Raw genomic sequence first — 25,177 nt, 5'->3', positions numbered from 1 at the left:
TAAATATCAGTTTTTCATTTTCATGAGGCGGTTCAGGTCAAGTATCTGAATATGACTGCCTTTTTTTTCTATCAGTTTTTCGTCCTTAAAATCACTTAGCGTTCTGCTAACCGTTTCGGTAGCCATGCCGGCCATAGCAGCCAGCTCATCGCGCAGTATTTTAAACTGAGTAGGATCAGGCAATTGGTTGCTGAGTTTTACAAGGGTTTGGGCCAGCCTTTTACGCACCGAATGATAAGCCAGTTGCAATAGCTGCTCTTCCTTTTCCCTAATGTTATTGGCCAGCAACTTTATAAACTGTACGCTCACATCGGGGTAGCGGTTCATCAGGTTAATAACGGCATCTTTGGGCAGCATGCAAACCGCGGTGTCTTCAAGGGTTTCGGCGGTTTCGGTATAAGGCTCATCCAGCAGGAGGGCATGTACGCCCAAATAATCATCGGTTTTGTACAAGTTCATCATCAGCTCGCGGCCGTCTTCTGCTATCTTGTAGGTGCGCACAGCCCCATCTAAAACCAGGTACAGGCCCTGCGGCTGGTCGCCTTCATAATACAAGATCTGCTTTTTGCGGATCTGTTTTATTTTACGCCCCGCTATCAGGTTTTTAAGCTCGGCTATACCTTTGCCCGATCCTGATGCCAGTGTTTCCAAACTTTGGAGGGATTTTGTATAAAATGCCTCATGCTGTTGCTTGCGCGCCAGTCGGCTTTCAATGGCTTTGAGCAGCTCTATATCATCAAAAGGCTTGGTGAGGTAATCATCAGCCCCCATTTCCATGCCTTTTCTGAAATCAACACGCTCAGCTTTGGCCGTAAGGAAGATGAACGGGATAGCGGCGGTCTCGGTGTTTTTGTTGAGCATATACAATACGCCGTAACCATCCAGTTCGGGCATCATAATATCGCATAAAATAATATCGGGCAGGTGCTGCGTAGCCAGGTCAACACCAGCTTTGCCATTATCGGCTTGTAATACTTTATAATCCGCCAGTTCCAGTATCTCTGCAGTACTTTCGCGAATGTCGTTATTATCCTCAATTATCAATACGGTTTTCATGCGTTATCGGGAATGAAATGGTAAATGAAGTGCCCTGGTTTACCTTGCTTTTAAATTCTATTTTGCCCTGCATTAATGATGCGTAGCGGGTTACAATATTTAAACCCAGACCGGTACCGGGGATGTTGCCTGTATTGTGTGCTCTAAAGAACGCCTCGAATAGATGCTTCTGGTCGCTTTCAGGGATGCCTATGCCGTTGTCTTTTACAACGATGATCAGATGGTCAACAGTTATTTCTGAGTTGAACTCAATAAATGTATTCTCGCCCGAGTATTTAATAGCGTTGCCTATCAGGTTGATTACACAGTTTCTCAACAAGGTTTGGTCAAGCGTTACTATGCTTGTTGTTCCGGTATGCTGATATACTATATTTTGATTCTGCTTTGCAATGAGTTGCATTTCTTCGGTGATCTCCTCTGCAAACTGCATTACATCAAACGGAACAAAAACAGGTTCTACCTTACCGGCTTCCAATCGTTCTAACGACAGGAAATCGTTTAAGATAGACGTTAGGTTAGCTACTGAGTTTTTTATTTTGCCTATATGCTTGTGTACATTGCTTTGGTCTTGCTGCTGGGCGTATTTTTCTATCAATACCGCCGATAGCTGAATAGAACTTAAAGGCGTGCGAAACTCATGCGAAGCCATTGAAACGAACCGGCTTTTAAGGAGTCCCAATTCTTTTTCTTTCTCTAACGAAAGACTCACCTCTTCCTTGGCCAATTCAAGTTCGGCCACTGTGTTGCGCAGTGATTGTGTGCGCTCGGCAACCTGTTCTTCCAGGCGGGATGCATGATCTTTGAGTTTCTCCTCGGCTTCCTTCTCCCTTGTAAGGTCGTGAATAAAGCCCGTATAAATTTTACGGCCGGAGTATTGTACTTCACTAACCCCTAACCTGAACGGAAAAACAGAGCCGTCTTTTTTAAGGCCTTTTACTTCCCTGCCAATACCTATAATGTGCGCTTTACCTGTACGCTGGTAGCGTTCTATATATTCATCATGCAATTCCTTATCGGGCGGGGGCATCAGGCAGTTAACGTTTCTACCTATCACTTCCTCAGGGTCATATTGAAAAAGCTTGCATGCCGATGGGTTGATAGATTCTATTCTACCGCGGTCATCAATAGTAATTATACCATCAATAGCGTTTTCAATAATAGCTTTTAGTAATGCGGCGCTTTCCATGTAATGGTTTACGTGATAGTTATCACAAAGTTGGTAAATATAAACCCATACTGGAAATGACAGAAATTATTTCAAAAAATGACGACAGTCATATTCATCTCTTTTGGTGACGGCTGTCATAGCGTTTAATGACCGCCATCATGTATTTGCGTTGCCCGGTTAACCACTTTTGACTAATTGATTTATCAGCAATGAAAGAGGCAGAAATTGTTTTTTTGGATGGTCCAAACTCGCGTTGGAAAGAGTTTAAATTCACGCTCCAAACCATGAAACAGTTTATAAGTGGTTTCAGGGCGCTGCACTTTGTTGGGCCATGTGTTACGGTTTTTGGTTCTGCCCGCTTTGGAGAGGACCATCCTTACTATGAGCAAACGCGCAAACTTTCCGGCGCTATTGCCCGACTGGGTTTTACCATATTAACCGGTGGAGGCCCTGGTTTAATGGAAGCCGCTAACCGCGGCGCTAAGGATGTGGGCGGCCGCTCGGTAGGCTGTAATATTGTTTTGCCAAAAGAGCAAAAGCCCAACCCCTACCTGGACAAATGGATCAACATGAAGCATTTTTTTGTGCGGAAGGTTTTGCTGGTAAAGTATTCGTACGCTTTTGTGGCAATGCCCGGCGGCTATGGTACGCTTGATGAATATTTTGAGGCTTTAACACTTATACAAACCCATAAGATCAAGGATTTTCCGGTGATCATATTCGGCAGAGAATATCATAAAGAACTGGTTGATCATATTGAGCGGATGAAGGCGGAAAAAACCATTGACCCGCTTGACGATCGCCTGTTTCTGGTTACTGATGATATAGAAGAAGCGGTAAACCTTATCCGTGAAAAAGCCATTAAAAAGTTTGACCTCCGGCCTAAGCAACCTGCCAAGCCCTTTATGTTTTTATTTGAACGCAAATAGCATGAATAGTTATAACAATTTACCTACCTGCAACAAATGCGGCCAACCCTACAGCGCCTGGATAGAACGTGCCGTATGGGCCAAAGCATTTTTATTTTGGCTGCCGTTAAAAAGGTATGCCTGCAACTCGTGTAAAAGCAGCAGGCATTTGATCAGGAAGTCGGCTTTTTTATAGATTCTTAGCTGTTTTCAAATCTTCCGGTCTTTTTGCTGAGGGCTATGCGGTATACTATCAGTTCTACACTGGTGCCTACATCGCTGTCGTTCTCGGTTATGCCATGCGACGGATGGTTGTCTGGGTTTACTGACAGTGGCATAATGCGGTGAATGATAGATTGCATAATGCGTTGCTTCTCATCCATATTTTTCACTTCCTCAAAGGTGCCCCAGGCTATAACGCTTTGCCACCTAAAGATGCTTTCTATCTCATCCACTTCAAAACACACTTCAGGATTGTGCCGCATCATTGCAATTTTTTTCCCCTCAGATGAATGGCTATATATGTATTCGCCGTCATAAACATAGTTTACAGGCACTATATAAGTAACGCCTTTGGCATGGCAGGCTATTCTGCCGGTTACCTGTTTCCTCAGCAGGTCATTTATCTGTTGTTCATTTAATTCGCCTAACATAGCTGTACGTTTTTTTAAAGTTAAGCAGACCTCTCAGCACAAAATCTGACGGGCATCACCAATTAAAGTAAGCCTTATCAATGCAGAGCCATTAATAAACAAAAAGCGCGACCTTGATCAGGGCTGCGCTCTCCATATAATAAGGTTTAAGGTTAGTTATATATTTTATCTTTTTTCAACATAGCAACATCATCAGCACTTATATCAACAACGGCACGTATGCTGTTTTGTGTAATGTTCAACTCGTCCATTACCTGTACCAGGTTATCATAAACAGATTGGTCGCTGGGTTTTATCAACACTATCATTTCCTTTTTTTGTTCGCGTTTTATACGCGCGCTTTGTTCAAGCAATATTTTACGCAGGTTACCTTTATCAAGCCCTATTACCGAGGGCGATATAACCGGCTTATCAATCTCGCCCATGTACCAGGCTGCTTTATCCCCCCTGCCTAACACTACAGATAGCGTTCTACTGGCGGCAACGCCACCGGGCTCAGCATCCACAGGCATAGCCACGTTCATCATCTTAGGCTCTTTAAGGGTGGTGGTTAAAATAAAAAATGTGATGAGCAAAAAAGCCAGATCTACCATAGCGGTTAGATCAACACGTAATGGTTTTCTGGTGTTGTGGCCGCGTTTTTTGCCGTTGTCGGAGGTATTTAGCTCTGCCATAATTTTAGGTTTTTTGCCGTTTAAGGCTTTAATTATTTTGATTAACTAAACTTTTAATTAAAGCTAAGAACTATATTTATTAAATGCAACAAAATTGCATTTAATTTTTTTAGAAGAATTAACCTTGTTTGATTTTTGCAGTTTTCGGTTTGCTTTGCGTAACAGCCGGCAGGCATTGGCCCTATACCTTTGTGTTGTTAATCATTAAATAAAACACACAATTAAATACAAATCACTATGAACACACAAAAAACATGGTTAGTAACCGGAGCATCAAAAGGATTAGGCCTTTCATTAGTACAAAAACTATTAAACGAAGGCTATAAGGTAGCAGCAACTTCAAGAAACATTAACGACCTTGAAAAGGAAAGTGAAAACTTTTTACCCCTGCAGGTTAACCTGTTAAATGAGCAAAGCATTGCCGATGCTGTAGCAGCTACCCTGCAAAAATTTGGCAGTGTTAATGTATTAGTAAACAATGCCGGTTACGGTCAAATAGGCACTTTAGAGGAGTTAAGCGATGCCGAAGCACGTGCTAACTTTGATGTTAACGTATTTGGCTCGTTAAATACTATTCGTGCGGTGATGCCGCACTTACGCGCTCAAAACGCAGGCGCTATATTTAACATTGCCTCTATTGGCGGCTTTGCCGGTAACTTCCCTGGCTGGGGCATTTACTGCGCCACTAAGTTTGCCATGGCAGGCTTTACTGAATCATTAGCTGCTGAAGCTAAGCAGTTTGGCATTAGTGCTACCGTAGTTTATCCTGGCTACTTCCGCACTAACTTTTTAAAAGAGGGCTCATTGAACCTGCCTAAAAACCCAATTGCCGACTATACCGCTGCAAGGGAATTAGAAGCTGCCCACGTAAACCAGATCGACAATAATCAGGCCGGCGATCCTGATAAAGCGGCTGCCGTATTAATTGAGATGGCTAAACAGGAAAACCCACCGCTGCATTTGTTTTTAGGACAAGATGCTAATGACATGGCAAAAGCTAAAATAAGCGCCGTTGAAGCAGACATAGCCGCAAACTGGGACCTAGCTACCTCAACCGGATTTTAATTAGCTCATTTATCTAATTGCTTTTTGTCCCGACAGCACACTGCCGGGATAAAGGCGTTTAAGCACTTGACAAATGGTGTTTGATTTTTATAACTTAGTAAACATGAACAAAACGGAAACACTGGAAGATTTTTATCAGAATAAATTGAACTGGGTGCCCGACAACCTGGGCAAGGGTATGGGCCACTTTAATGTTTTCAAGCTGGAAGACTTTGTGGCTAAATACTGCCAAACCATTCCATACAGCCGCAAGGATTTTTACAAGATAAGTTTCATTGTAGGTAAAAACCGTGTTCATTATGCCGACAAGTCTGTTGACATTGATAAGCAGGCCCTGTTTTTTGCAAGTCCGCAAATACCTTATAACTGGGAGTATTTAAGCGAGGACCAAAGCGGGTTTTTTTGCATTTTTACCGAGACCTTTTTCAACCAATTTGGCAACATTAAAGATTATCCGGTGTTTAAACCGGGCGCCAATCCCGTCTTCCAGATAACAAACGCTGATACCGATCGGATCAAAAACATCTTTTTGAAAATGATGGAGGAGATAGAATCAGATTATGCCTTTAAGTACGATGCTATACGCATGCTGGTGATGGAGCTTATTCATATCGCTCAGAAACTGCAGCCATCGTTATTGCGGTATGAGCACCCTAACGCAGCTACCCGTATATCATCTATATTTTTAGAGTTGTTGGAACGGCAGTTCCCTATTGAATCCATACGCCAGCGAATGAAGTTCAGAACTGCCGCCGAGTTTGCCGACCAGCTATCGGTACATGTTAACCATCTTAACCGCGCGCTGAAAGACACCACGGGTAAAACTACATCGCAAATTATTGCCGAACGGGTAGTGCAGGAGGCAAAAGCTCTATTGAAACACAGCGACTGGAACATTGCCGAAATTGGTTACGCTTTAGGCTTTGAGGAGCCGCCGCATTTTATCAACTTCTTCAAAAAGAGTACACAAATAACGCCGAGGGCTTTCAGAACAGTGGCGGTGTAAACCTCACTACCCTAACGGGCGGCGTTTGTATCTGCGCCACACTTTGTACCAGTTTTTATTATTAGGATAATGCCGGTGTTTGGTGCTGTTGTTGAAAATGATAGCTACCAGCAACAATATGGCAGCGCCCGCCAGCACCGGGTTCAGCACATAAATATAACCCAAAGCATGTATCTTTTCTGAACCTATGTTGGCTATTAAAGCCGTAGCGACGCCCGGCGGATGCAGTGTTTTGGTCATCTGCATTAATACGATGGAGGTTGAGACCGATAAGGCCGAGGAAAGCCAAAGGTGGCCGGGAATGAGCTTATAAATGGTTACACCAACCAAAGCACATAAAACATGCCCGCCTATCAAATTACGCGGCTGCGCCAGCGGACTGTTAATGGCTCCGTAAATTAATACTGACGAAGCCCCGAAGGAGCCGATTAGGAAAAGGTTATCTGAGGCTTCAACGTGCTGGCTGCTAACAATACCTATTAAGCCAATACCAAAAAAAGAGCCTAAAAACGTCCAGAAGTGTTCTCTAAAATCAACTAAGGTTTCTTTGTAAACAATGTAGCGAGCCGTTCTGACGTGGCGATGTAAGCGTTTCATCATAGCGCGGCAAAAGTAAGGTTTAAATTCCGGCAAGCGATGACTTACAGTTTTAAGTAAAATCGAAACGGAGCCGTTTCACTCGTCTCATTTTCGTTTCACTAATTTTCAACAAATAATTGACAATCAAATTTTTATGAAAAAAATCGGTTCACATCGTCTCACCTATTCAGTGAGACGGTGAACCGATGTAGCAGTGTAAACGGCCTAAAACTAACCTTATTTCCAATCATCCGTTCTGAACGGATTAACCGGCAATCCTTCTTTATTGAACAGGTTGGACATGGCAATATTAGTGAAAGAGAAACGTACCGCAACCGGATCAGGCACCGCCTTGCTTGATACCACTATACTGTGCTTCTCCAGCTTCACCACATCCGCCGGAACAAACTTCTGGTCTGCGCCGGCTATCATAAACTCGGTGGCTTGTTTAGCATCACCCTTCAACATGAAACCGTTAGGTGCATAGTCAAAATACAGGTTAACCTTATCTTTTTTTATCTCCATGTGGTTGTACAGCGGATTGCGGTACTCGGCCACAGGAATAGGCTTTTTGTACGTATCGGCCAGGGCAAGTTTGGCCAGCCTTTGCCCTACAGTTAGCTTATCAACAGGGTGCTGGCTTTTCAGATCATCAACCAGATCGGTAATTACCACCATACCTGTTTTGGGATATTTAAGCGTGCGGGTTTGTTGCTCCATCAACAGGGCTGCATCAACAGGCTGCTCGTAGCCAGAAAACGGCGCTATCTGCACAATATAGAACGGGAACTCGTTACCGTTGTTCTTGCGCCAGTCGGCAATCATGCCGGTCAGCATTTTCTCGTAGGCATAAGCGCGCGGCACATTACCCTCGCCCTGGTACCATAAGGTGCCGGCTATGGTATAGTTGATAATGGGCGCAATCATGGAATTGTATATCAAGCCCGGCTTGTCAGGACGATAGGTTACCGTCTTAATGGTTTTTGATGCTTTCACCATGTCAGGGTCGCTGTCAATAATGGATTGCGGCTCCCAAAGCTCAATAGGTGTACCGCTCCAGGCAGATTGGATGAGGCCAACAGGTACATTGAGTTCCTTATTAATCTCCCTTCCAAAGAAATAAGCTACTGCGCTGAACCTTCTCAATGACTCCTCATTGCAGGCCATCCATTTACCATCAGCAAACTCCTGCGGGTATTCTGATGTTGCTTTGGCTACATTAAAAAAGCGAATCTTGTCATTGGCTGATGTTGGCAAAATATCGCGTATCTGCTTGGTGCCGCTCATTTCCATGTTAGATTGGCCGGAGCATAACCAAACCTCACCAATCAGAATATTATCCAGCACCACAGTGTTGCCTCTGCCTTTTATGGTGATGGTATAAGGACCACCAGCAGGCGGCGTTTCTATCTGTACCTTCCATTTACCGCCCGGAGCAGCAGTAACTTCATCCGCAGTAGTTTTCCATGACGACACTACAGTAAAACGCTCGCTGGCATCGGCCCAGCCCCAAAGGGTAGCCTTGGCATTTTGCTGCAAAACCATACCACTGCTTATGATAGGTGGCACCCGCACAAGTGCAAACGATTGTGCGCCGCACAGCAGTACCGCCAGCAAAGGCATTAAAAAGTAATATTTCTTCATTTGGTTATCAGGGTTATTGGGTTTAGTATCTTAAACTAAAAACGGCTGCAAGCATGTGTATATAGTATCACACTCCTCGCAGCCGCTATGTATCTTTGTTATTAAGAACGCTGTTACCAGGTTCTTTTAGCCATCATTTTATCCACCTCGGCACGGGTCATTTTGCCCAGCTCAGGGTGTTTTTCTAGCCATTTAACAAAGTCATCTTTTATGGGGTCTGTCCACTGGCTGTCAATCTCGCCGGTGCTGTATTTGCCGGTACGTACCATTTCAAAACCAAACTGGTCTTTCCTTACCACAAATTCGCCGGTGCTTACTACCTCTTCTGCCATGTGCGCCGGGATGAATAACACGCCCTCTTTCTGAACCAGAACAAGGTCACCGGGTAATACCATCACATCACCAATGCGAATAGGCGTATTGAGGCCCATCAGCACCATATCTTCAGTAAATGACGGGTGAAAATCACGCACCAAAGCGCTGAAGCCCTCCATGCGGCTTATTTCCTGCAGATCGCGGGCGGCACCGTCAAACACCACTCCATTGCCTGATTTAGCGAAGATGGAGTTAGCCAAAGTTGAGCCCATAATACCGCCACCGCTAATTTTGCCGAAGGCATCGGCAACGTATAAGTCGCCTTTTTGCAATACGTCAATAGGCCATGAGTTGGTGTTACCTTTACGGCCCTGCTTAGCGCCACGGTCCTTAATGTTCTTCTCTACATCAGGGCGGCTTGGCATATACATGGCTGTAACCGCACGACCGGTCATGGTAATATCGCTGCTGCGTTTAAAGTTACCTTCATACTGATGCAGGTAGCCCGCGTTTTTCAAAACCGTCCAGGCATCATCTATCATAATGTGCTTGGCGCGTTCTAACAATGCATCCGGCAATTTCGGACGGCCGTCAGGAAAACGTTCACCTTTCCATTCAGAGGTAAGAAACATCATTTCCTCTTTTGAAATGGTTTGCGACAGTGCCGGTTTTAAACCCGCAATAAATAAACCAAGTAACAGTGCTAATCCTTTTCCCTTCATCTTTTCAATATTGTATTTCCTGTGTTAAAATTTAAAGTTATCTGATTTATCTAACATGATGTTAGATACAGCCTCTATACCTAAACGCTCTTTTAGCTGCGTTAAATATAAACTTTTTGGAGCAACGTGCTTATCTAATGATTCAATGTACCCACGTGGCTTGGTAAGGTCTTGCAGCGGCGCGTTATATATAACTGACGCTGTACCGATATGGCCAAATGAATAGTTTTTAGCAGTTGGCGGATTTTGAATCAGGAAATCACCCTCGCAGTTCCACATTACTATATTAGCACCTGCCCAACCAATGATATAATCCCAGAAACGGGCTGTTAAAGGCGCTTTAACGTTGTCATATAATACACCGTTTGCCCAATGGTTATGCGGCTCGCTGGTTGAATATGGGTTAACTGCTTTACAATCTAAAAATACATTACCACTTGCTTCAGACTGCTGCAACACAAATGAGTGACGGCCTTTTTGTGAGAAACAACGCTGTACTAAAGCCAACTGGCCTTGCAGATGGAAAATAAACCTGCGGGCACCCTGACGTACAGATACCGGCTCCCATGATTCTACATCCTGAATAGTTACCCACTTGGTACCTGCATTGGTTTGCACAACGCTATTAACAAAATGATAAGCAGACATGCTACGTACCCATACGTTTTTAGCGTTAGAAATGGTTATCAGGTTTCTGTAGTGGTTCTCATCAGAGTAATACTCTTCTCCTTTATAAGCAGCGGCAGGTTTGTTATCGGGCCTGTCCATGTTGTAATATTGAGCGGTACGCACAGTAGGGTCATACTCAGAAATGCCGCGCAGATTTTCTACAGCAACATTCTCAATCCGTTCGTCGTTATATTTTACAACATCACCACCGCCCCACCTGGTATCAATAGCGGTAAATATCGGTGCATCAACGGTTAGGGTATTTCCGCTTATGGCAGTAATGATACGGTCGTAAGTTATTACAAATGGCCTCCATCTGTTGTTTTTAACTGTAGCACTATCTAAACCAATCTCTTTTATCCATTCTTGGTTGCCATTACGTCTAACTAAAATCTTTTCGCCAACTTTAAAGCCCTTTGCAGAAGCCACGTTAAATGAACGTGCGCCAACAGGTACGTAATTGTCCGTAACGTTCTGCTTGGTGGCTTCCTGAACAGCAATGCCTTTATCGCCTGCAAGGTTAATTAACGCCGCACCACCGCCTCGCCCGGCAGGTGCCGCCGGTTTAACAGTTCTACCGAATAAAATGGTTCCAATTTCGGTACTGCCTTCGCCACGCAATATCACCCCTGATGCTTTTATGTACAGCGGTTTATCTAAAGGATAAGTGCCTTGTTTTAAAAGTACCGCGCCACGAAAGCCGTTTGCATCTAAAGGCATGGCAGATACTTTGTCAATAGCAGCTTGTACAATGGCCGAGCAATCGCCGGCAACCGGCCAAACAGTTACTTTGTTAGGCACGTAAGGAATGGCAACACCACCACCTTTGTAACCTGCATTTGAAAAATCGGGTATTTTGTTGCCTAAACTATCGGCAGCATAAACTAATTTGCCATCCATGCCCGGATAAACCATGGAGGTATAAGGCGGAATGTCTTGCGCGCTGCCCGTAAAAGCGTTTAAACACAACGCAAAAGCAGCGATAGCGTAAAATTTAATCTTCATAATTGGTTGTTGTTCTAATTGGTTTAGCCGGTGATTAGTCGCCGGTATATTGGTATAAACAACATGAACCGGAGTTATTAAGGCCGGTTCATGTTGTTTATTATCCTGTTAGCTTATTTTATTTTAACGTTATCATCGCCAACAACGTCGTAACCGCGCCATTTGTATGATTTGGCTAACTTCTCGGCAGCAGGCCATGCTGTACCAACGTGCTCTTTGCTGGCTACCCATTTTTGGCGGTTAGCTTCGGTATCGAAAGACAGGAATAACTGGTAGTTATAGGTTGTTGCCTCACCCTGAATTTTTTTTTCAATTTCTGTAGGGAAAATACGGATCAGTTTTGACTCAAGGTAACCTGGTTGAACCCTTAAAGCAGGTACATAAACATTGGTATACATTTTTTCAAAAGCTTCGGCATTTTGTGCCTCAACCACAAAGTCCATTTGCAATAACATAGCCTTTGGAGCAGCCGCAGGAGCGGTTGCTGCCGGCATTGGAGCTGAACCACCACGAGGGCCGCCAACCGCACCTGGCGCAGCACCCGGACCGCCTGCAAATCCTCTTTGCGGAACCAGTTTGGTTTTATCAACAGCTATGCTGATCACTAATAACTCCAGCTCTTTATCTGTGCTGGCAATGTTTACCTTCTCGCCTAATAAGCCGCAGAAAGCATCATCCTGACCAATAGGGAATTTTTTGCCATTCAGATCAACTGTACCCGAGCCATTCACTACGTAGTAAATATCCTCAAAACCTTCCATTGAACGCGGACCCATGGCAACACCTGCCGGAATTACAACATGGTCAACATTGTTCCACTCGGTTTGGAATACGTCCGGATTAAATATGCGACGAGCTACAACACCATTGCCGGTATAGTTAGGGTTCGCACGTAATTTGTCGCGCTCTAATCTGCCTGATACAAATTGAGGAATGGCATCAAGCGTGTTAGTGCCTGGTGTAAGCGGATCGCCAAGGTTGAAAACACCGCCGCCGCTATTTTTGCTTTTGCCAATGCCAAAGTTTAACCATTTTACGGTTTTACCAGAGGTATTGTATAAGCCATGCGCATCGCCCAGTTTACATGGAACCAGTGCCGGAGCCTTGATCAATGATCTGCGACCGTTGATGGTAAATTCTGCTTCGCCTTCCAGCAATACGTACATTTCTTCCATGCTGTGGTGAAAATGCTCGCCTATGCTTGAGTTAGGGTTCATTACACCGGCGTGCAGGTACATCAGGTTAGTGCTTACATCTCTGCCTCCAAACAATTGAGTAAAGGCCATGGTACCGGCGCCATCGTGAATTTTAGGTTGAGCCCTCAGCTTTGAAGGATCGTTTTTCATTACACGCGAAGCTGCCGCACCCGGCTGCGCTTTTACCGAGATGGTTAAAAACGCTAATAACAGAAGTAATAATCTTTTCATAATATTTATAAAGGTTGTGTACTAAATTTTTCAAGCCATAATATATAGCCGATGCGTTGCAATCAGCATTGATTTTCGCGACTTAAAATAATGGTCTATAATTAATAAATGGTTTTTCTGTTAAGCATATTACCCAATAATACTACAGCTAACAGAGTAATTGCCTTACTACAAATATAAATTTATACTACAGCAATGGAAATTGATAAATGTAACATATTTGTAACCAGCATGAGCAATCATTTAGCTCCAAAGCCACCGGTAAATCTGTGGTGGAATTATAATTGCAACAATATTGAGGGTTGTTAATAGCCATACACTACTATTAAATAAGTTAGTTATTTTTGAGCTTGCATTATGCTATTTTATCACAACAACTTTAATGGAAGAAAGCGCTTCGCATAAAACGCTTAATATAGGCGACAGGATACGCATACTGCGTGTTACCCAAAAACGAACTTTACAGGAACTTGCCGACAATTGCGGAATATCCAAAAGCATGGTATCCAAAATTGAAAATAATAAAACCATGCCTTCGGTAGCTACGCTAGTAAAAATTGCCCAAAATTTAGGCACCAACGTATCCAGCCTAATGGAGCAAAACGGCTGGGAAAAAGCCATTGTTACCTCGCGGGCGGAAGCTGAAAGCAAACTTATGCATACCGAAAAAGGATATTCCATTTTTCCATATGCCTCGGCATTTCACGAGAAAAAGATGCAGCCGTTTTTGTTTGTGGCGAAGAAGGGCGAAGTTAAGCCGCATCAACTATCGCATGACGGGCAGGAGTTTGTTTATGTAGTAGAGGGCGAAATGAAGATGACTGTGGGCGATACCGACTATACGCTGCGTCAAGGGGATAGCTTGTATTTTAACGCCATTCAAAAACACGGCATTATCCCGGTTTCTGATGTGGTGACTTATCTGGATATTTTTGTTTGATCGTTGAAATATAAAGTGCAATTCGCTCGCGATGGAGAGAATCGCACTTTTACAATTTTTTATATCGTGCGTACAGGCACCAGCTTTTCTTCTTCGGCAACTATTTTAACATAGTTTTTTAAAGCGCGGCCCATGCCTTCCCATTGTACCAGCATTTCGTCGCCGTGTTCCAGCTTAATGCCTTTACCAAAGCTGAACTGCCCTGTGCCGAAGTAGTGTACATGCGCCTGTAGTGGTACGCGATGCCCATCATATTTAAACTGATGATATTCCAAATTAGCCAGGTTATGCGCCATGGCCGCTTCGCCGGTTTTGATATTTTCGGCTTCCCAAAGTATTTCGCCTTTTCGGTTTACATTTACGTAGCCGGTCAGGTCAGAGAAATCATCGGTTATCACCAACTCTGGACCAATGGCATTTTGCCTTAATTTTGATGGCGCCAGGTACAGATAGTTTTTCTTCTCCATTACATGGTCTGAGAACTCATTACCGGTTGTAAAACCTACCCGGTAGGGGTTTCCTTCCCTGTCGATAATATACACACCTGCAACCTCTGGTTCTTCACCGCCGTCATTGCCATAAGCCGGAACTTCAAGCTCATCACCATGGCCTTTTAGTGCTGAACCATTGCCTTTATAAAACCATTCGGGTTGAATGCCGGGTTTATTGCCTTCGGCAATACCGCCGTCAACGCCCCACCAGTATACGATCATACTGTCGGTAGGTTTATTATCACCTGTTTGGTGCATGGCCTGGCGGTTAGCCGCGCTGCTTTTATGCGTTAAACCTGTGCCAGATATTACTAATTCTGATACGTTAGTTGGATGATCAAAAGCAGGCAGCAGTTTCCAGTCGCTTTTACCTTCGTAAATCTCATCATAGTTAACCGCCTTATCGCTTAGGTTTTCCTCAATTAATTGCTTAACTGTTGTGCCATTATCAATGGCATGTAAAGCCATAGCATAAACCGAATCAAAATTATCTATAATGTATAACGAAGGCTCTTTAACCAACGCAACGCATCTGCCCGAAGCGTTTTTGAGTTGCACTAAACGTGTTGTATTTTCCATGCTGCTAATTTACTGAGCTATCCATCCACCATCAATAGAAAACATTGCGCCGGTAACAAAACTTGATGCCGGGCTGGCCAGGTACAAGGCTAAACCGCCAATCTCGTGCGGTTCGGCCCAACGGCCCATGGGTATTTTGGCCATAAAAGCTTTATATTTTTCGGGGTCGTTCAACAATGGCAGGTTTATTTCTGTAGCAAACGGACCAGGCAGCATGGCGTTTACATTAATACCGTCCTGTGCCAGCTCCAATGCCAGCGCGCGGGTAAGTTGTATCACACCGCCCTTGGCTGTAGCATAAGGTGTTCTGTCTGTCATGGCCGTTACTCCGAACATAGAGCTCAGGTTGATAATACGACCATAGCCGTTTCTGCGCATGGTAGGTATAACTTCCTTCGCCATCATCCAGGCGCCGGTAACATTTACCTGCTGCACCAGGTTGAACTCTGCCAACGAAATATCTTCAATTTTACCGCGGATATTAATGCCGGCTGAATTAATGAGGATATCTATCTTCCCAAAATGATCTAAAACATAATTAACCGTTGCCTTAATGCTTTTCTCACTGGTAACATCGCAAACCTGAGTGATGCAATCAACGTCAAAATCAGTGTTGATCGCCTTTTGCGCATGCAGATTAACAGCCTCATCGCGTGCTGCGATAGCTATTGAAGCTCCGGCTTCTGCCAATGCCTGTGCCATGGCCAAACCTAAACCGCGATTACCGCCCGTAATAAGGGCAGTTTTGCCGCTCAGATCAAACTGTTTTAATACGCTATGTTTCAAATCCGGTTAGCTAAAGCCTATTTACGTAACAAACGGGTCTCATAAATATTGGCCGTTGTTGATCCTTCAGCCGCTACAAATTTCACAGTTAAACCCCCATTTCCGGCTGCCTGTAAAACATCAGCGGGTATAGCATACTCCTCGGTGTAAAAATCATTGCCTTTGCTGCCATCCAGGCTTACTTTGGCAATTTCTTTACCGTTGATCAAAACAGAGAAATTCTTATTGCGGTCTGTGCCTAAATAAGTAAGACGTAGTTTGGCTCCCTCTTTATTTTTGTCGACCAGTTTGTAGCTGAACCAGCCTTTTGCATTGCGGTAATATCTTCCACGGGTAATGCCTGTGGCTGAGTTTTCGCTCTCAATGAAGTGATCCGATTCCGGTTGTTGCTCACCGTTATTAATTACGTCAACCGTTGCTGCTGCCAGTTTAGCCGCGGCTTCTTCTTCAATTGCCAGTTTTTGTTTGATCACTTCAAAGCTTTGCGGTGTTTCCTTCTGGAAGTAAATAACATAACGGTTATCATGCACCTTGTAAAACGGCACCAGTTTAAGCGACTCAAATTTCTCAGGGTATACCAATCCGTTCATGCTGTAAGTTAACGGCTTGCCTGCTACCGGTTTTATAAAAGCAACATCATTATTGGTATTACTTACAAACATTGGCATGTTTTGCAAAGGCAATACTTTACCGGCTGCAACGTGGCCCATACGGCTGTCATCAGCAAATAGTAGCGGAATATCTTTGTTGCCAATTTCGGCAGCCATAACTATAGGGCCGTGCACAACAGCTTCATAATTTGAATTATCAGGCATACGCTCAGTAGTGGTCTCCATTGGCAGGGCAACGGTAACCTTGTCGCCTTTTTTCCATGTGCGTTTAATGGCAACGTAACCATTGCTTTGCTCTGGTACGGTAACAGCTTTACCGTTAACCATTACCTTAAAGCCATTCTTTTTAACCCATTTTGGATATCTTACCTGTAAGGTAAATTGGCCCGCTTTTTTAAGATCAGTAACAGTAAATGAAGTACCTTCCTGCTCAGGGAAATTGTTGTTTTGTGTTAACACCAATCCTTTTTCTTTCCAGTTTAAGGTAGATGGAATGAACAAGTTAACATATACGCTATTGGCATCATGCGCGTAAATCATTTCGGCATACTTGGCGTGGTTTTCCATGCCTGAGCCAACGCAGCACCACATACTTGTTTCGGGCTGCGAGTAAATACGGTAATGACCCGGACGCATTGGCGTAAAGTATACAAAGCCTCCTTTGGTTGGATGCTGTGATGAAAGGATGTGATTGTACAACGCCCTTTCATAAAAATCCATATAGTTAGAGTTCGGATCAGATAGGAACAGCGCCTCTGTTAACTTCAACATATTATACGTGTTGCAGGTTTCGGGGCCCTGTACTTCGGTTATCATCGACGAAAAATCATTAGCCGGATTAAACAACTCGCGACGGCTATTGCCACCAATGGCAACGCTGCGTTTATTTACCACGGTATTCCAGAAAAACTTGGCTGCCTCATCATACTTGTTATCGCCGCTAACATCGGCAATGCGTTTAAAGCCGATAATTTTTGGTATTTGGGTGTTGGCATGCAGGTTATCCAGCTTATCCTGGTCATTTTCTAATGGCTCCAAAATAGCTTTATGCGAAAAGCTATAAGCAGCGGTAAGGTATTTTTTATCGCCGGTTAAAGCATACAGATCAGCAAGTTCTTCATTGGGGCCTCCGTGTTCTGTTCTCAGGATGGTTTGCAGTTGTTCAGGCGTAAGCGTGGTAGAAAGCTTTACAAACCAGTCGCCAAACTTAATGAACATATCTTTGGCCATTTCATTGCCTGTAAGCACATACGCGTCTCTCAGACCGGCAAACGTTTTATGAATGTTATAGAACGGCACCCATTTTTTTCCAATAGCACCTACATTACCTTTGAATACCTCGGCCCAAAGTTCTTTGCTTCCCGGCACACCGCCAATGTAGCCATCGCCGTTAGCGTCCTGGCAGCGTTTTAATTCGGTTAGCATATAAACCAAACGGTCATGCGCCTCTTTGCTTCCGTTTGATGCTTCCATTAATGCCAAAGCAGTTAAATAATGGCCGCCCACGTGCCCGTCAAGGCCGGTGTTTTCCCAGTTGGTGTAGCTTTGTGCCTTTGGCGTTAAACCGGCTTCGCGTAAAAACGGAGCCAGCAAACGGTCAGGACTCATCGCCAGCATATATTTCAGGTCGATGTTCTCAGCAGATTTAAACGGACTTGGCAACAAATGTACATCCTGAATGCGGAATAACTTAAGACCGGGGGCACTGGGTTTAGGTGGTATTTGCGCGCTAACCGCAAGGCTGCTGCCTAACAATAGCATTGAAAAAAACGAACGCATAAATTGAGTTTTTTGAATTTTAATCGGTTTCGAAAATGAACGCCAATATCAGTATAATAATTGTTTAAAGTACAATTATTTCTAAAATTGGAATTTGATATTGTTATAAAACGCCCCGGAAACCTGTTAAGTACCGGGGCTATATTTTATTTACACACCTCAGACTATTTGGCAGGTGTAGTTTTTATTTTGATAACACTCACAGAATACGGGCTAAAGCTATGCGCGAAAGATTTGCCAATTCCGGTTAAATTGGTAGTTATCGGCACAATATGTTTAGGGTCGGTAATGGTGTTGGTTGCTTCCGGTTTGTCTCCTTTCAATTCAATAAGTGTACCTGTTGATACTATAGTGCCTGCACCATTCAGGTCAAGCGTAACGTTCTCGGCATGGTCGGCCACGTTTACAACCTTAATGTAAATAGTGCCGGTTTTAGTGTCTTTAGTAGCCACATAATATAACGAAGGGCGCTCCGGTTTTTGCTGGCGGCCCCGGCGCTGTTGAGGACTTAGATTTTTATTCAGCGTAGCCGTATCAATATGCAGCATGGGCAGGTTAGTTGCGCTAACCGGCACCACACGGTTACCTATGTTGTTGTTAAACATGCTTTGAACATAATAAGATGGTGAGCCGTAGCTGTTTAACGCGTCATAACCGATCAGATCCGAAGCCCATTGCATACCCGATGGTTCTCCAGTTGCATCATTTTTGGGGTTAACGTTAACAAACAGCGGCGCAAAGCACGACATTAAAACAACGTCGCTATTACGCTCCATACCGGTCATAAAGGCTGCATCACCCAAAGCCGATATTAAATTTGTGGTCGGCGAACCTTCGCGTGTAGCCCATTCACCAACAAATATTTTTGGCCCTTTTTTACGGTCGTAGTTATCATACTTAAATGCATCTTCCTGCATTTGCCATGAGTTTTGATAGTAGTGCTCATCCTCCATATCAATTGGCGGGCCGCTCGTTACCTTTTGAGTTGGATATACTTTACTTGCTATGGTTGATATCACCTTTAATTGCGGATACTTTTTATTAATAGCCGCCCTGAACTGGTTAAAGCGTCCGTCGTAAGTATTGGAGCGATCAAACCAGTCTTCATTACCTACCTCAACATAGGTTAATTTGAACGGTGCCGGATGACCATCGGCTGCACGGCGTTTGCCCCAATAGGTAGTTTTTGCATCGCCAATAATGTATTCTATTTCTTCCAGTGCATCCTGAACATAAGGCTCCAGCAAAGGTCCCGGATCAACGTGGTCTCCGTTAAGCGAATAGCCGGCATAAACGCCCAGTAATGGTTCCATGTGCGCATCTTCACACCAGCCTAAAAATTCTAAAAGGCCCAAACCATCGGTTGCGCGATAGCCCCAGCTACCCGGATGACCCGGACGCTGCTCCAAAGGACCCAAAGTGGTTTTCCAAGGAAAGTGATCGGCCAGGTAGGGCCCTTCCAGGTAGTTTCCGCCCGGGAAGCGTAAAAACGCGGGTTTCATATCAACGAGCATCTGCATCAGATCCGGCCTGCTGCCATTTGGCCGGTTGCCATAGGTAGGCGGAAAAAGCGACACCAGGTTAAAATAATACAAACCAGTACGGTTGGTTGATATTACAAAGTGCGCATCTTTGGTTGCCGTAAATCCCGTTTTTGTAGTGAGTTTGAGCGAATACTTTTTCCAGTATGGTGATTTTATCAGATCAATAGTGCCGCTTGCAAACACGGTTTTACCATCATTGCTTTCAAGGCTAACCGTTATAGGGCCGGCAGTATTGTCGGCAATCGTTACTATTGGCGCGGCGTTGCTATTGGCCTGCGGCGGACGGTTACCAAACTGTGCTGGCGGTGCCTGTCCAGTTCCTTTTATGTAAAATGAGGCATCGTAGGTGGTGCCCGGCTTTACAGGTATACCCCAGTAGCCCGAATTGGCAATACCAGCACGCGTACCAGGCTTTTCTACCGTTAAGCGCAAACATGTTGTAAGCGCTTCATTAATAGCATGACCCCGCTCATTGCGCGGAACGTTGGTTGGATCGGCACCTATAAGTTGTATAGCGGCTTTAGCATCACCTTCGCTAATAAGGCTCCAGCCATCAGGCTGCTTAGTATTGTTTTTAAATATTCTGTTGCGTATCAATTCAGCATATAAGCCACCATCATACGCGTAGTTGATCTCCTCTGTCATTAAACCATAAAGCATCGGGCTAACCGGCACGGTTGCTTTACTGAGGTCTAAAGTTAGTTTTGTGGTTTGCGCGCCTGCAACATGAACTGCGCAGGTTAGTGCTACAGCGGCGGATAAAAAGCGAAGTTTCATAACTGATTTTAAATGTACTTTTTACATTTATTATCGAAGTTATAGATGATGCCCCACTGTTCAAAGTATTACCCCGTATTAATTTAGTGACGAAACCGTTTGAGCAAATATTTTAATATGAAGCAACTACATTCACAATGCCACCTCGCAAACGTGTATTTGGTTCAAAATCGCCAGAAAAAACCAATTTATTGCATTTATGATGCAATAAACAGTCAGTTTTAGATAATTTAATAATAAACTGAAAGGTTAACTTTGACTTTAGGCAACAATGTTTTTCATTGCTGTCAACCCGCTTATCATTTAAATGATATATTTTCGTTAAAATAATAAAGCGTTAAACCAGCTATACCAATTTAATTATATGAACACTCTTTTTAAACGTTTTGTATGCGTTATAGCTTTGGCTATCGGTGCAAATTACCCGTCCTTAGCACAAACCAAACCTGAGCCCTTACCTGTAGTTTTTGCAGATGTACCAGATTTGGCCATGATACGGGTTGGCGATACGTATTACATGAGCAGCACCACGATGCACATGAATCCGGGTTTGCCTATTATGAAATCAAAAGATCTGGTTAACTGGCAGATGGTGGGCTACGTATACCAAACCCTTGGCGATAATGACGACCTGAATCTTGTCGGCAAAAAAAATGCTTATGGTAAAGGCTCATGGGCAAGCAGTTTACGTTATCACAACGGTACTTTTTATGTGACCACCTTTTCAAGCACAACTGGCAAAACTTATATTTTCACAACCAAAAATATTGAGAAAGGCCCTTGGGTTGAACACTCTTTTAAACCATCGTTGCATGACCACTCACTGTTTTTTGACGACGACGGAAAAATATACCTGGCTTACGGCACCGGCAAAATCAACCTTGTTGAGTTAAAAGAAGACTTGTCAGGTATAAAGCCCGAAACTCAACAAATTATTGTTCAGAATGCAAGCGCTCCCGCAGGTACAAACATCAACTTGCAGGCTGAAGGTTCGCAATTGTTAAAACACGACGGTAAATATTATCTTTTTAATATTACCTGGCCACGTGGCGGTATGCGTACAGAGGTTATTCATCGTGCCGATAAAATTACCGGTCCATGGGAAGGTAAATTAGGCTTCCAGCATCTGGGCGTTGCGCAGGGAAGTATTATAGACAACGCTAAAGGCGATTGGTTTGCTTACTTGTTCCGCGATTACGGATCGGTAGGACGTGCGCCTTACATCCTGCCTGTAAAATGGGAGAATGGCTGGCCAATAATTGGTGATAACGGCAAGTTCCCGGCAGATCTGAAGCTGCCAGTAAGCAAAGGCTTAATGCCGGGCTTAGTTAACAGCGATGAGTTTACCCGCAAAAAAGGTGAGGCTGCCCTTCCGCTGGCCTGGCAATGGAACCACAACCCTGTTAATGATAAATGGTCTGTTACAGCGCGTCCGGGTTATTTACGTTTAACTACCGGCCGTATTGACAGCAACGTTTTACAAGCACGTAATACACTTACCCAACGCACCTTTGGCCCTACATCATCAGCCACAACTGCGATGGATGTAACCAACATGAAAGATGGTGACGTAGCAGGTTTATTACTATTGCAAAAGAGATATGAGTGGGTAGGCGTGAAAGCCACTGCAACCGGCAAAGCTATTGTTGTGGGTGATGGCCAGGGTGCTACTGAAGTTGAAGCAGCTAACATTCCTATTAACCAAAAAGTGGTTTACTTTAAAGCCGACTGTGATTTTACCAACCGTGTTGATAAAGCCTGGTTGTATTACAGTTTGGACGGCAAAACCTGGACTCCTATAGGTAACATGCTAAAAATGTCATACACTTTACCACACTTTATGGGGTACCGTTTTGGTCTGTTCAACTACGCTACTAAAACCACCGGCGGCTATGTTGATTTTGACTACCTGAGATTAAGTGATAAAATAACTGCAAAACAATAATTATGAAAGCAAACTATTTAAAAGCTATTCTTTGCGGATCGATGCTGTTTTGTGCAGTAGCGTTGGCATCGGCACAAACCACATTAACCAAAGCCGAGCAAAAAGATGGCTATGTGTTGTTATGGGACGGCAAAACCTCCAACGGATGGATGAGCGGATCGGGCAAGCCTTTCCCTGAAAAAGGATGGGAAATGAAAGACGGCGTACTTTCTATTTTAGCATCTTCAGGCTATGGCACCACCGGCGACATTGTAACAGAAAAAGAGTATTCGGCATTTATATTAAAGTTTGAATTTAAACTTACCGAGGGAGCTAACAGCGGCCTGAAGTACTTTGTTACGCGCGATGAAAAAAGCCACTCGAACATAGGGTTAGAATATCAGACGTTAGATGATGAGCGTCACCCTGACGCTAAGGCGGGTAAAAATGGCAACCGCAAATTAGGTTCATTGTATGACCTGATACCTGCGGACAAGCCTGCTTCAGCTATAAAGCCTATCGGCGAGTGGAACGAGGCAACTATTGTTGTTATGCCAAATAACCATGTTGAACACTGGCTTAATGGAGTTAAAATACTGGAATACGACCGTGGATCTGACGCTTTTAAACAATTCGTTGCCGAGAGTAAATACAAAGTGTATCCCAACTTTGGCGAAGCGCCAAAAGGCAGAATATTGTTACAGGACCACGGCAATACGGTATCCTTCCGAAACCTGAAAATAAAGGAACTGAAATAGAAACAAACGCCTTGGTAATACCAGGGCGTTTTCTTTTTAATAAATATGTGTTGTTGAAAAAATTAGCGCGCGTTAAACAAACAACCACTATATATTTAACTTTTTAAGAATCAAAAAGCAATAAACAATTATTTACTAAAAAAATTAGCATTTATAAAAACTATTATTATATTTGCTGAAGATAATTTGAAAAATGAGCAACTCAGATAAATTAAAAGCGTTACAGCTTACGCTGGATAAGCTGGAAAAATCATACGGAAAAGGAACCATCATGAAACTTGGTGACTCAGTAATTGAAGCTACTGAGGTTATCCCTACCGGTTCATTGGGTTTAGATATTGCATTGGGTGTAGGCGGTTTGCCTAAGGGTAGAATTATAGAAATATATGGTCCGGAATCATCAGGTAAAACTACTTTAGCTATTCACGCAATTGCCGAGTCGCAAAAAAAAGGTGGTATAGCTGCTTTTATTGATGCGGAGCATGCGTTCGATCGTTTTTACGCCAAAAAACTGGGGGTTGACGTTGAAAATCTTTTAATCTCTCAGCCGGACAACGGTGAGCAGGCATTGGAGATTGCTGATAATCTTATCCGTTCAGGAGCTATAGATATTTTGGTGATTGACTCGGTAGCGGCATTGGTGCCTAAGGCTGAGATAGAGGGTGAAATGGGCGACTCAAAAATGGGTTTACATGCACGCTTAATGTCTCAGGCTTTACGTAAGCTAACCGGAACTATCAGCAAAACCGGATGCTGCTGTATATTTATTAACCAGTTACGCGATAAAATAGGTGTTATGTTTGGTAACCCTGAAACCACTACCGGTGGCAACGCCTTGAAATTTTACGCTTCCGTGCGTTTGGATGTTCGCCGTATATCGCAAATTAAAGATACCGATGAGGTATCTGGTAACAGGGTGAAGGTTAAAATTGTTAAAAACAAAGTTGCACCTCCGTTCCGCATTGCCGAGTTTGACATTATGTTTGGCGAAGGTATTTCAAAAGCAGGCGAAATAATTGACCTGGGTGTTGAACACAACATCATCAAAAAAGCCGGTTCATGGTTCAGCTATGGTGATACCCGTTTGGGCCAGGGTCGTGATGCTGTTAAGCAGTTGATATTAGACAACCCTGAATTAATGGATGAGTTGGAAACCCGTATTAAAACCGAAGTTACCGGTGATAAATTATTGGAAGAAAAAGAATAGTTAATACGTTATTTTAATTGAGATTAGTTTTGAGGGCCGCTTGTTTTGAGCGGCCTTTTTTGTATTACAGTATTAAATTAAAAATTCAGCTAATCTACTTTATATTAACTATCCGCCTGTCTGTGGTGTAAGCGCTAAAATAACCTAACACAGGTTTATCAAAGTTATTAGGCGGATTGGTAGGCGATACTGATGCATTGCCTTGCGCGTTTCCGCTTTGTTTACTAAAAGTAAACCAATAAGTGTAATTAGCTTCGTCAATACATTGCATTTCAATATCTATTCTATCGCCGGTTTTTATCTCCACGTCATCTTGAAATAGCGGCACCCTTATTACGTTGCCATTGCTAAACTCGTCGTTGCGGGTAAATACCTGTTTTATTAAAACATCATTCACTTTCATTAAAAAACGATATTGATTTTTTTGATTGGAAGGGTCTTTCAAATAAACCACCATCGTTTTTTTATCCCTCCCCCTAAAACCATCCTCGTCTATCGCTATAGAATCTATTAACACCTGGGTAGGCATGGTTGACGTGGCTTTGTAAGTTTGTCCTTCAACGTCAACCTGCAAATTATAGCTTCGGCCCGACCGGCCCGACACAGGCCCCACTTGATATACGCCTTTAGAAGTTTCGGCAAAGTTAAGCGTTGTTGTGCCGGAAGTTAATCTCACTGTAGCGCCGCTAACACCGGGAAAAGCATTAGGCTGATCGAATGGTACCGTGCGCGAAATTTTCACAGTTAGTATCTGTGGGGCATTTGATATGCCCCCCTCTATCACCAATTGTGGTGCAGCATCTTTCAACTCAAGATCAATTACCTTTTCGCATGAAGTAAAAGCTATTGCAAGCAATACTAAAAAAATGGGTACGTGTAGTGCTTTCATA

Annotated in this window: 22 protein-coding genes; 8 read left to right on the top strand and 14 right to left on the bottom strand. The window is 43.6% G+C overall.

Features of this window, described 5'->3' with window-relative positions; all coding sequences use genetic code 11:
• Window positions 1-6: 6 nt before the first annotated feature.
• Together CLV57_RS02815 and CLV57_RS02810 are read right to left on the bottom strand one after the other, a co-directional pair.
• Entirely contained in the window at window positions 7-1,056 is a 1,050-nt protein-coding gene (locus CLV57_RS02815) for a response regulator (protein WP_100339837.1), read from the bottom strand.
• Window positions 1,034-2,242 carry a PAS domain-containing sensor histidine kinase gene (locus tag CLV57_RS02810; RefSeq protein ID WP_100339836.1) on the bottom strand — a complete coding sequence of 403 codons (1,209 nt, stop codon included), beginning with the start codon at window positions 2,240-2,242 and terminating at the stop codon, window positions 1,034-1,036. The genes CLV57_RS02815 and CLV57_RS02810 overlap by 23 nt, the downstream gene beginning before the upstream one ends.
• Before the next feature lie 191 nt (window positions 2,243-2,433).
• Here CLV57_RS02810 and CLV57_RS02805 point away from each other — a divergent pair, with 191 nt between their 5' ends.
• Together CLV57_RS02805 and CLV57_RS18285 are read left to right on the top strand one after the other, a co-directional pair.
• On the top strand, window positions 2,434-3,153 hold the full coding sequence (locus CLV57_RS02805) for an LOG family protein (RefSeq protein WP_100339835.1): 720 nt from the start codon (window positions 2,434-2,436) through the stop codon (window positions 3,151-3,153).
• Between the two features lies 1 nt (window position 3,154).
• A complete protein-coding gene (locus CLV57_RS18285) occupies window positions 3,155-3,328 on the top strand; it encodes a hypothetical protein (protein WP_157799050.1) in 174 nt (57 codons plus the stop codon).
• Between the two features lie 4 nt (window positions 3,329-3,332).
• Here CLV57_RS18285 and CLV57_RS02800 read toward each other — a convergent pair whose 3' ends face one another.
• Window positions 3,333-3,785 carry a pyridoxamine 5'-phosphate oxidase family protein gene (locus CLV57_RS02800; RefSeq protein WP_100339834.1) on the bottom strand — a complete coding sequence of 151 codons (453 nt, stop codon included), beginning with the start codon at window positions 3,783-3,785 and terminating at the stop codon, window positions 3,333-3,335.
• 152 nt (window positions 3,786-3,937) lie between these two features.
• Window positions 3,938-4,459: an ExbD/TolR family protein gene (locus CLV57_RS02795; RefSeq protein ID WP_100339833.1), complete on the bottom strand. Its 522-nt coding sequence runs from the start codon at window positions 4,457-4,459 to the stop codon at window positions 3,938-3,940.
• 237 nt (window positions 4,460-4,696) lie between these two features.
• Between CLV57_RS02795 and CLV57_RS02790 the strand changes: the two genes are divergently transcribed.
• Window positions 4,697-5,524, top strand: coding sequence for an SDR family oxidoreductase (locus tag CLV57_RS02790; protein WP_100339832.1), 828 nt, complete (start codon window positions 4,697-4,699; stop codon window positions 5,522-5,524).
• A gap of 103 nt (window positions 5,525-5,627) precedes the next feature.
• Entirely contained in the window at window positions 5,628-6,530 is a 903-nt protein-coding gene (locus tag CLV57_RS02785) for a helix-turn-helix domain-containing protein (protein ID WP_100341287.1), read from the top strand.
• A gap of 6 nt (window positions 6,531-6,536) precedes the next feature.
• Here the strand turns inward: CLV57_RS02785 and CLV57_RS02780 are convergent, their stop codons facing one another.
• From CLV57_RS02780 to CLV57_RS02760, 5 genes are all read right to left on the bottom strand, one after another.
• Window positions 6,537-7,130 (bottom strand): HPP family protein, encoded by a 594-nt coding sequence (locus CLV57_RS02780; protein WP_100339831.1) that lies wholly within the window; start codon window positions 7,128-7,130, stop codon window positions 6,537-6,539.
• Window positions 7,131-7,346: 216 nt separating this feature from the next.
• Window positions 7,347-8,753: a sialate O-acetylesterase gene (locus tag CLV57_RS02775; protein ID WP_100339830.1), complete on the bottom strand. Its 1,407-nt coding sequence runs from the start codon at window positions 8,751-8,753 to the stop codon at window positions 7,347-7,349.
• A gap of 113 nt (window positions 8,754-8,866) precedes the next feature.
• Entirely contained in the window at window positions 8,867-9,790 is a 924-nt protein-coding gene (locus CLV57_RS02770; RefSeq protein WP_100339829.1) for an RraA family protein, read from the bottom strand.
• Between the two features lie 24 nt (window positions 9,791-9,814).
• The gene (locus tag CLV57_RS02765; RefSeq protein ID WP_100339828.1) at window positions 9,815-11,464 is read right to left on the bottom strand and encodes a hypothetical protein; all 1,650 of its coding nucleotides are present in this window, start codon (window positions 11,462-11,464) and stop codon (window positions 9,815-9,817) included.
• Window positions 11,465-11,577: 113 nt separating this feature from the next.
• Entirely contained in the window at window positions 11,578-12,891 is a 1,314-nt protein-coding gene (locus CLV57_RS02760; protein ID WP_100339827.1) for a cupin domain-containing protein, read from the bottom strand.
• A 382-nt stretch (window positions 12,892-13,273) separates the two neighbouring features.
• Between CLV57_RS02760 and CLV57_RS02755 the strand changes: the two genes are divergently transcribed.
• Entirely contained in the window at window positions 13,274-13,831 is a 558-nt protein-coding gene (locus CLV57_RS02755) for a helix-turn-helix domain-containing protein (RefSeq protein ID WP_100339826.1), read from the top strand.
• Window positions 13,832-13,890: 59 nt separating this feature from the next.
• Here the strand turns inward: CLV57_RS02755 and araD1 are convergent, their stop codons facing one another.
• From araD1 to CLV57_RS02735, 4 genes are all read right to left on the bottom strand, one after another.
• The gene (gene araD1 / locus CLV57_RS02750; protein WP_100339825.1) at window positions 13,891-14,901 is read right to left on the bottom strand and encodes an AraD1 family protein; all 1,011 of its coding nucleotides are present in this window, start codon (window positions 14,899-14,901) and stop codon (window positions 13,891-13,893) included.
• A 9-nt stretch (window positions 14,902-14,910) separates the two neighbouring features.
• Complete coding sequence (locus CLV57_RS02745; protein WP_100339824.1) at window positions 14,911-15,687, bottom strand: SDR family NAD(P)-dependent oxidoreductase; 777 nt, start codon at window positions 15,685-15,687, stop codon at window positions 14,911-14,913.
• A 17-nt stretch (window positions 15,688-15,704) separates the two neighbouring features.
• Window positions 15,705-18,077, bottom strand: coding sequence for a glycoside hydrolase family 127 protein (locus CLV57_RS02740; protein ID WP_211290017.1), 2,373 nt, complete (start codon window positions 18,075-18,077; stop codon window positions 15,705-15,707).
• A 164-nt stretch (window positions 18,078-18,241) separates the two neighbouring features.
• Window positions 18,242-20,398, bottom strand: coding sequence for an alpha-L-arabinofuranosidase C-terminal domain-containing protein (locus tag CLV57_RS02735; RefSeq protein ID WP_100339822.1), 2,157 nt, complete (start codon window positions 20,396-20,398; stop codon window positions 18,242-18,244).
• A gap of 364 nt (window positions 20,399-20,762) precedes the next feature.
• Between CLV57_RS02735 and CLV57_RS02730 the strand changes: the two genes are divergently transcribed.
• From CLV57_RS02730 to recA, 3 genes are all read left to right on the top strand, one after another.
• The gene (locus CLV57_RS02730) at window positions 20,763-22,343 is read left to right on the top strand and encodes a glycoside hydrolase family 43 protein (protein ID WP_100339821.1); all 1,581 of its coding nucleotides are present in this window, start codon (window positions 20,763-20,765) and stop codon (window positions 22,341-22,343) included.
• A 2-nt stretch (window positions 22,344-22,345) separates the two neighbouring features.
• On the top strand, window positions 22,346-23,080 hold the full coding sequence (locus CLV57_RS02725) for a 3-keto-disaccharide hydrolase (protein WP_100339820.1): 735 nt from the start codon (window positions 22,346-22,348) through the stop codon (window positions 23,078-23,080).
• A 193-nt stretch (window positions 23,081-23,273) separates the two neighbouring features.
• Window positions 23,274-24,287 (top strand): recombinase RecA, encoded by a 1,014-nt coding sequence (recA, locus tag CLV57_RS02720; protein WP_100339819.1) that lies wholly within the window; start codon window positions 23,274-23,276, stop codon window positions 24,285-24,287.
• A 94-nt stretch (window positions 24,288-24,381) separates the two neighbouring features.
• Here the strand turns inward: recA and CLV57_RS02715 are convergent, their stop codons facing one another.
• Window positions 24,382-25,176, bottom strand: coding sequence for a DUF4249 domain-containing protein (locus CLV57_RS02715; RefSeq protein ID WP_100339818.1), 795 nt, complete (start codon window positions 25,174-25,176; stop codon window positions 24,382-24,384).
• Window position 25,177: the final 1 nt, after the last annotated feature.

It is taken from the genome of Mucilaginibacter auburnensis, from assembly GCF_002797815.1.
GTDB lineage: Bacteria > Bacteroidota > Bacteroidia > Sphingobacteriales > Sphingobacteriaceae > Mucilaginibacter > Mucilaginibacter auburnensis.
Note: the sequence above shows the minus strand (reverse complement) of the source record. Positions and strands in the feature narration are given on the sequence as shown.